The sequence below is a fragment of the Methylomonas sp. Kb3 genome, from assembly GCF_002834115.1.
Lineage (GTDB): Bacteria > Pseudomonadota > Gammaproteobacteria > Methylococcales > Methylomonadaceae > Methylomonas > Methylomonas defluvii.
Window position 1 is genome coordinate 313,622 of record NZ_PIZT01000015.1, and the last position, 8,322, is coordinate 321,943.

Genomic DNA, 8,322 nt, shown 5'->3' on the forward strand with positions numbered 1-8,322 from the left:
AATAATATGCCAGCTCCAATAAAGCTCTTCCAAATTCTAAAAGCCTAACCAATGAATAAACTCTCGGACCGCCTCCACCAATACTGGCTTCTAGCCCGCTTCGATAAACCCATCGGCATTTTCATTTTGCTGTGGCCGACATTATGGGCCTTGTGGATTGCCGGTGACGGTAGACCGGACAGTTTGGTGCTGACCGTGTTCATTGCGGGCGTGGTGCTGATGCGGGCGGCGGGTTGCGTGATTAACGATTACGCCGACAAGGATTTCGATCCGCATGTTGATCGCTGCAAGCTAAGGCCTATCGCGGCGGGCAAAGTCAGCCCTAAGGAAGCGTTGATTGTATTTGCGGTGCTGTGTCTTACTGCCTTTGGTTTGGTGTTGCTGCTGAATGGGTACACCATCGGTTTGTCCTTCATCGGCGCATTTCTGGCGGCCAGTTATCCGTTCATGAAGCGCTTTACCCATTTGCCCCAGGCTTACCTGGGCGCGGCGTTTGGGTTTGCTGTGCCGATGGCGTTTGCAGCGCAAATCAACGAAATCCCCTTGGTGGGCTGGATTTTATATTTAGCGGTGCTGCTCTGGGCTCTGGTGTACGACACGATGTATGCGATGGTTGACATTGACGACGATTTGAAAATCGGCGTGAAATCGACGGCCATTTTGTTCGGCAAGCGGGTGCGGGAAATTACCGCAGGTCTACAAGTTGTGATTATCGGCTTGTTGCTTACAGTGGGCATAATGCAACAGCTCAGTTGGCCCTATTACGCCGGCTTGTTGGTCGCCAGCGGTTTGGCGGTTTACCAGCAAAAATTGATTTTTCATTTCGATAAACCCAGTTGTTTCAAGGCCTTTTTGAACAATAACTGGTTCGGTCTGGCAGTGTTTGTTGGCATTGTGTTGGCTTATTGGCAATAGCGAATCGAGGCGCTTAGGGTTGGAAAATCTCCCCAGCCCCGTTTTTTAAAGAGGTTTTTGGAGCCCCTAAAAATCAACTTAAGCCCATACTCATCTACCCGGCCTTTGTAGAACGAATTTTCAACCTTACCCAATTGATTTTAGGATTTGCGATGAACTATCAGGAGATGCTCGCCGTGGCGTTTGCCGAAGCAAAAGCCGGTTTTGACGAAGGCGGCGTGCCGGTCGGCGCGGCCTTGTTCGATGCTGATGGCACCTTGCTGGGCCGGGGCCGCAACCGCCGCGTGCAAGATAACGATCCGTCTGTGCACGGCGAAACCGATGCCTTCCGCAATGCCGGCCGGCAGACCAGTTACCGCGACAAAATTTTGGTCACCACCTTGGCACCGTGCTGGTATTGCTCGGGATTGATTCGGCAATTCAATATCGGCACGGTGGTTGTCGGCGAATCAAGCAACTTTTCCGGGCATCTGGACTGGCTAAAAGAAGCCAGCGTCAAGATTGTGGAATTGAACGACCCTATCTGCATCGAGTTGATGAGCCGTTTTATTGCTCAATCACCAAAGATTTGGTTTGAAGACATCGGTGAGGATTGTTGTTAAACCAAGATTTTCCGCTGATTCCATCCGTTGAATAGCACAGCCGTAGAACCCAACTAAACGTCCCTTACAAAATGGCATTGCTCTATGCGGTTATTTATTATAAAACGGCGAGAATGATGCGCCTGTACCTAAAGGCTTTCTTCGCTGTCAAGCCTTCGAGAGTGGAACAGGGCTTCTCATTTCCCTGGGTTTACACATTCTCTGGGACGACGATATCCGATTTAATAAATTCTCGATCCATAATCTGCAAAGGAGTTTTCGTTTATGAGTCTGTCCTTAGTCATCGGTAACAAAAATTACTCATCTTGGTCGTTACGGCCTTGGTTGTTTTTGAAATATCACGACATCGATTTCACGGAAATCCGCATCCCGCTGTATCGGGAGGATTCGAAAGACAAGCTGCTGCAATACTCGCCGACCGGTAAGGTACCTGTTTTGCTGGATGGTGAGCTTAAGGTTTGGGATTCGCTGGCGATATTGGAATATCTGGCGGAACGCTTTCCGCAAACCCAAGGCTGGCCGGAGGATTTTGCCGAACGCGCCGCGGCCCGCTCCTTGGCTGCCGAAATGCATTCCGGATTTACGGCGCTGCGAACCTATTGCGGGATGAATTGCAAGCGAACACCCTCAGCCAAACCCTTGCCGGAAGCAGTACATCCGGACATCGAACGTATCGGTGAAATTTGGCAACACTACCGGCAACTGCACCGCCACGACGGTCCGTGGTTATTCGGCCGTTTTACGATAGTCGATGCGATGTTCGCCCCCGTCGCCTTGCGATTTCACAGCTATCAACTGGCAACCAATAAAGAGGCGCAGGCCTATGTGGACTCGGTGCTGGCTTGCCCGGCTGTAAGCGCCTGGATGGAAGCCGGCAAGTTGGAAAGCGAGGTAATCACCGCGTTTGAATAAGCGGTTTACAACGTTGCTTATCACCAAAATAAAATGGTCACTGCTTTACTGAAATGATCGATATTTTCAAAACTGAGTTTTGCCGATATGCCAGTACAGATGTAAAAGGCAACTGGAAAGATCAACTCATTGACCAGCCATTAATCGGTCGTTCCTGTAATGCTTTTCTCCAGTTCATACCGGGGCATTCGAAACCTGAATTTCACCCACCCGAAAACACCGGTTTCTAAACCTTAAAAATTAAACAGTGATTCTGAACCAAGCTGCATATAAAGCCGGCAAAAACAGTAGCGTCAACGCAGTCGCGACGGTCAAACCTCCCATAATCGCCACTGCCATCGGCCCGAAAAAGGCGCTGTGGGTGAGGGGAATCATAGCCAATATTGCCGCCGCCGCCGTAAGTACGATGGGGCGAAACCGGCGCACCGTCGAATCGACAATCGCATCAAAATCCGAACGCCCGGCCTGCTTATCTTGATCGATTTGATCGACCAGAATCACCGAATTACGCATGATCATGCCGGAAAGTGCGATGGTACCCAACATCGCCACAAAACCGAACGGTTGTTGAAAAATCAACAAAAACAAGGTCACGCCGATTAAACCGAGCGGCGCTGTTAATAACACCAAGGCCATCCGCGAAAAGCTTTGCAACTGGATCATCAGCACAGTCAATACCGTCAGAAAGAACAAAGGCATACCGGCCGCGACCGAATCGCCGCCTTTGGCCGATTCTTCCACCGCGCCGCCGGTCTCCAGGCGGTAGCCGGGCGGTAATTGCCGCTTTATGTCGACCAGTTGTTCTTCTATCTGAGCCGACACCATCGGCGCCTGCATATTGCCATACAAATTCGCGCGCACCGTGACGGTAGGAATGCGATTACGCCGCCAAATCAAACCTTCCTCAAAACCGTATTCCAGTTCCGCGACTTGCGACAGGGGCACACTGCGTCCGCCGGGGATCGGTATCATCAAATTTTGCAGACGCGATAAATGCTTACGTTCGATTTCGGCGCCACGCACCAATAAGTCGATGCGCTCGATGCCTTCACGAAATTCGGTCACATACAAGCCTTGTAGCGCACCATTGACAATATTGGCAATATCACTGGAACTAATCCCCAGCAGTCTGGCTTTCGATTGGTCAACATTCACGCGCACGACTTTCACCGGTTCTTCCCAATCCAACTGCACGTTGGACGGATAAGGGTTGGCGCGCATCACATCCGCCACCTGGCGAGCAATCGTGCGTAGCGTTGATAAATCCGGCCCGGAGACTCTGAATTGCACGGGAAAACCTACCGGCGGGCCGTTCTCCAAACGTAATACGCTGCCGCGCATATCCGGAAAATCCTGTTCAAACAAATGTATGAGTTTATCGCGCAGTTGTTCTCGTTCCGCTGGGCCATTGGTCAACACCACAAACTGCGCAAAGCTGCGTTGCGGTAATTGCTGATCCAAAGGTAAATAAAAACGCGGACTGCCGTTGCCGACATAAGCCACGTAATTATCGATGCCGCTTTGCTCATCCAGCCAGGCCTCCAGTTTTTTCACATCGGCTTCGGTGGCGGCATACGACACACCCTCAGCCAAACGCAAATCGACGATTAACTCCGGCCGAGTGGAATCCGGAAAAAACTGTTGCTGGACAAACTTAAAACCGAAGATCGCGGTAATAAACATGGCTATGGTTAAAACAATCACCAGCCAACGGTGGATAACGCAAGCGGCCACCAGTTTTCGGAAGCGCAGATAAAAGGGAGTTTGATAAAGCTCGTGGGCGTGGTTCTTGGGCTGTTCGGCATGTGGTTTTTTCCGCAATTTGGCCCAAATCCGCGCCCAGCTCGACGCTTGCTCTTGTCCCTTGCTCAAGTCAGGCAATAAGCGATGGCCCAAATACGGTACAAAAACTACCGCCGCAAACCAGGAGACCAACAAGGCGATAACCACCACTTGAAAGATCGAGCGGGTGTATTCGCCGGTAGAAGACGCCGCCGTGGCAATCGGCAAAAAGCCGGCAGCGGTGACCAATGTGCCGCTCAGCATCGGCATCGCGGTGGATGTATAGGCAAATGCGGCAGCACGGGTTCTATCCCAACCCTGTTCCATCTTAGACGCCATCATTTCCACGGCGATAATGGCATCGTCCACCAACAAGCCCAAAGCCAAAATCAACGCACCCAGAGAAATTTTGTGCAAGCCAACGCCAAACAGATGCATCAGCCAGAAGGTAACCGCCAACACCACCGGAATCGTGATCGCGACCACGATGCCGGTGCGTAAACCCAACGACAGCAGGCTAACGCCCAACACTATAACGACCGCTTCGGTCAGTGATTTGGCAAACTCGTTAACCGAGCGCTGCACCGCTTTCGGCTGCGAAGACACCGTATGCAATTCCAAACCCACCGGCAATTGGGCTTGGGTAGTGTTTACGGCCTGGTCCAAATCGCGGCCCAGCTTGATGATATCGCCGCCAGCACGCATCGCCACGCCGATCAACAGCGCGTCATGACCTTTGTAACGCACCCGGTCCTTGGGGGGATCTTCAAAGCCGCGGCTGACTTTGGCGACATCGCCCAACCGAAATTCGTTGTTATTGGCGCGAAAACGCACGTCCCGCAGTTCTTCCAATCTATCGTAACGACCGGTTACCGCAATCCGAATATGCTCGTTTTCAGAATCGAAACTACCGCTGCCCGTCACCAGGTTCTGCGCTTGCAAGGTGCGAAGCAAGGTGGCAACGTCGATGCCGATAGTCGCTAATTTGGCATTGGACAATTCGACGTATATGCGTTGTTTCTGCTCGCCGAAAAAGTCAACCTTGGCAACATCGTTCACTCTGAGCAGTTCGGCGCGCAACGTTTCCGCGTGACGCTTCAGTTCCGCATAGTCGTAGCCGTCGCCGGTCAAGGCATACAAGTTTCCGTATACATCCCCAAACTCATCGTTGAACGTCGGCCCTTCAACACCAGCCGGCAGGGTGTAAGCAATATCGCCGATTTTTTTGCGAACCTGATAAAAAATGTCCGGGACTTGCGCCGCGGGTGTGGAGTCCTTGGCCGACAGAAAAATTAAGGATTCGCCCGGCCTGGAATAGCTGCGTAAATTGTCCAGCCAGGGTACTTCCTGGAGTTTTTTCTCCAGTTTATCGGTAACTTGTTGTTCCACTTCCTGCGCGCTGGCACCGGGCCAACCGGTGCGGATAACCATCACTTTGAAAGTGAACGGCGGATCTTCAGACTGGCCCAGCCTGGTATACGAAAGCATGCCCACCAAGGTCAGCATCAACATGGCATATAACACCAATGCCGGGTGCCGCAAAGCCCACTCGGAGAGATTGAAGCCCGATTTCATGGTTGGCTCCGCAGCGGCGTTGCCCTAACTTTCTGGCCGGGTATCAAAGTTTGCACCCCCGCCACCACGACTTGTTCGCCTTTTTGGATACCGCCGGCAATCAACACACCATCTTCGCGAAACGCGCCGGCCTGAACGGTTCTAGGCTGAACTTCACCGTTCGCCGGATTCACCACCCAGACGACGGATTGACCGTCACGCTGAGTAAGCGCTGTGGTGGGTAATAAAAAATCCTTGGTGTCCTGATGATAAAAGCGAACGCCGGCCGTCATGCCCAAACGCACCGAATCGTCGGCATCCAGCAAAACCACACGTACTTGAAAAGTACGTGTGAGATTATCGGCCGCCGGTGCCACTTCCCGAACTTTACCTTGATATACGGTAGTGGGGTTGGCCCACAATCTGATTTCCGCCGGCACATCGACAGCGATGCCCAGCATGCGCGACTCGGGAACGGCTATTTCGACTTCCTTATTTTCCGGCACTGCGATACGAACAATAGGCTCGCCAGCAGCAACCACTTGGCCCGGCTCGGCCTGAATGCGGGTAACCACGCCATCCCGCTCCGCCAGTAACTGCGTGTAGCGCGACTGATTGCCGGTTACCGCGGCTTGCGCGCGGGTTTGCTTTACCCTGGCCGCCGCCGCCTTGAATTGCGCTTCCTGAATATCCAAAGCCTGGTTGGAAATGAATTTGCTGGCGTGTAATTGGCGTTGTCTGTCCAGCTCTGCTTGGGCCAAGGCCAAATCGGCTTCCGCCGCCCGGACTTCCGCCTGCGCCGCTTGGGTGGATAAACCGGTATCCATACTATCCAGTTTGGCCAACAGCTGACCTTTCGTCACCACTGCGCCTGTATCGACATTGCGTTCGATAATTTTGCCGTTGATGCGAAAACCTTGAGCACTTTCGTAGCGGGAGCGAATTTCGCCTATCAATATAATAGGGGCGGCTGCAGTTTGTTCGCCTACTGTCACCACTAAAGCCGGTCTGGGCGCTGATGCCGTGGGCGCTGGTTTTTCGCAAGCAGCCAGCAATAGCGGCAACGTCAACAACAAATATTTCATTTTATCCCCTAAAAAATGGCACTAGCTGCATCCAGAGTTATTTATGCCATGGCCTTGCGGATTAACTCCAGCGGCACCAGCGAAATCAATGCTCTAAACAACAAGGCGTTGTGATTGTTGACTAGGCCGTAACATTCGTAATCCAAGGGTGTGGCGTTCAAATCGCCGAAATCGTGCGCTGCACAATCCGCTGCGGGTTTGATCAAAATATGCACCGCGTCGTTACTTTTAAGCTGCGACAAACAGCGTCTGTCGATGGAAATTTTGTGCGAAGTATAGACCATGGGGTTACGCTCGAAATCGTGCAGCCATTTCAAGGCCTTTTCCAGTAAGGCACTGGAGAGCAATGCGCACGGAAACATCTCCGGGAAAATCACCTTATCCTGTAGCTCGTCGAAATACTGGGTTTGATCACGCAGCGATGCACACAGAAAATTCTTGGCATTGCTGGTCATCATGAACTTGCGTTTGAGAAAAAAACCATTGCTCAAAAAACAACGGTCAGGCTGGATTTTTAATTCGCCGACCCGAGACAAATCCGGCTGATCTAAAAACAGCGGTTCAGCGGTTTCTTTTTTATAGCCGGTCAAGGCCAGTTTGCCGTCGGCCTTGACGATAATCCGATTGCTCAAGCTTGGCGACGGTTCATTTTTAAATACCGAGTCTTTAATATCCACTTCAATCGCCTGGTTCGGCTTAATGGCATTGGCAAAAGCAAACTGGTAATTGCTGAAGTTCAAGCCCTGTTCGGCTAGCAATTTTTCTTCGTCATGTTGCCGGCGATAGTCGGCAATCTTGCCTTCAATTAAAGACTCCAGCTGAAACCCCAAGGTAATCGGGCCATTAAACGGATTGCCGTTAATGTTCTGCCACTTCCGGCTATCGTGAAACAGATTGAAATCGTCGGTGGAATTGCGGGCGATGTCGATATGTAGCTGACTGAAAACGTCCGGATTGTATTGATTCATAGAAGCGGCCTCCGCTGGGCTTTGGATACAAGGCAATTCAACTCGCCGCATGCTACCACCTATCATCGGCATCACAAACTGGGCAAAGGCGACATACTGCGTATGCAGCTTAGTCTAGCTGATCGCCGCTATCCAGGGCTTTCAGACGGGCGCTTACCCAGGCCAGATCGTTGGCGTATTGCGGAACATTGGGAAAAGCTTCAGCCAATTTCGCCGCTAGCTCCATACTTTCCTTAAAACAGACCTCTGCCTGACGCGACAGTCCGAGGGCTTGCTCGACATCGCCGACGTTTGCCAGCGAAATACTTAAATCGCGCCGCACTTGCGGACTGTCACCTAGCGCCCCCCGCAGTTGCCGGCTCAAGCCCAAGCTTTCGGCGTAGGCCGCCCGCGCCTGTTCCAGGCGGCCCAGGGCCTTATCCACGTCGCCGATGTTGTCCAGCGACACACTCAAATCGCGCAGCGCTTGCGGACTGTCGCCCAGCGCCTCCCGCAGTTGCCGGC

General features: G+C 52.2%; 7 protein-coding genes. 3 read left to right on the top strand and 4 right to left on the bottom strand.

The features are described 5' to 3' along the window. Positions 1–51: 51 nt before the first annotated feature. The 3 genes from ubiA to CWO84_RS12180 all read left to right on the top strand — a co-directional run bounded on the left by ubiA (position 52) and on the right by CWO84_RS12180 (position 2,429). Complete coding sequence (ubiA, locus tag CWO84_RS12170; RefSeq protein WP_101052871.1) at positions 52–915, top strand: 4-hydroxybenzoate octaprenyltransferase; 864 nt, start codon at positions 52–54, stop codon at positions 913–915. A gap of 152 nt (positions 916–1,067) precedes the next feature. Beyond that, the gene (locus CWO84_RS12175) at positions 1,068–1,517 is read left to right on the top strand and encodes a nucleoside deaminase (protein WP_101052872.1); all 450 of its coding nucleotides are present in this window, start codon (positions 1,068–1,070) and stop codon (positions 1,515–1,517) included. A 264-nt stretch (positions 1,518–1,781) separates the two neighbouring features. Continuing rightward, positions 1,782–2,429: a glutathione S-transferase family protein gene (locus CWO84_RS12180; protein WP_101052874.1), complete on the top strand. Its 648-nt coding sequence runs from the start codon at positions 1,782–1,784 to the stop codon at positions 2,427–2,429. Between the two features lie 240 nt (positions 2,430–2,669). Here CWO84_RS12180 and CWO84_RS12185 read toward each other — a convergent pair whose 3' ends face one another. From CWO84_RS12185 to CWO84_RS24405, 4 genes are all read right to left on the bottom strand, one after another. Then, positions 2,670–5,786 carry an efflux RND transporter permease subunit gene (locus CWO84_RS12185; RefSeq protein WP_101052876.1) on the bottom strand — a complete coding sequence of 1,039 codons (3,117 nt, stop codon included), beginning with the start codon at positions 5,784–5,786 and terminating at the stop codon, positions 2,670–2,672. Further along, entirely contained in the window at positions 5,783–6,850 is a 1,068-nt protein-coding gene (locus tag CWO84_RS12190; protein WP_101052878.1) for an efflux RND transporter periplasmic adaptor subunit, read from the bottom strand. The genes CWO84_RS12185 and CWO84_RS12190 overlap by 4 nt, the downstream gene beginning before the upstream one ends. Before the next feature lie 41 nt (positions 6,851–6,891). Beyond that, positions 6,892–7,818 (bottom strand): hypothetical protein, encoded by a 927-nt coding sequence (locus CWO84_RS12195; protein WP_101052880.1) that lies wholly within the window; start codon positions 7,816–7,818, stop codon positions 6,892–6,894. Between the two features lie 109 nt (positions 7,819–7,927). Beyond that, positions 7,928–8,322, bottom strand: a 395-nt coding sequence (locus CWO84_RS24405; RefSeq protein ID WP_165786309.1) for a tetratricopeptide repeat protein, incomplete at its 5' end; no start/stop codon positions are given.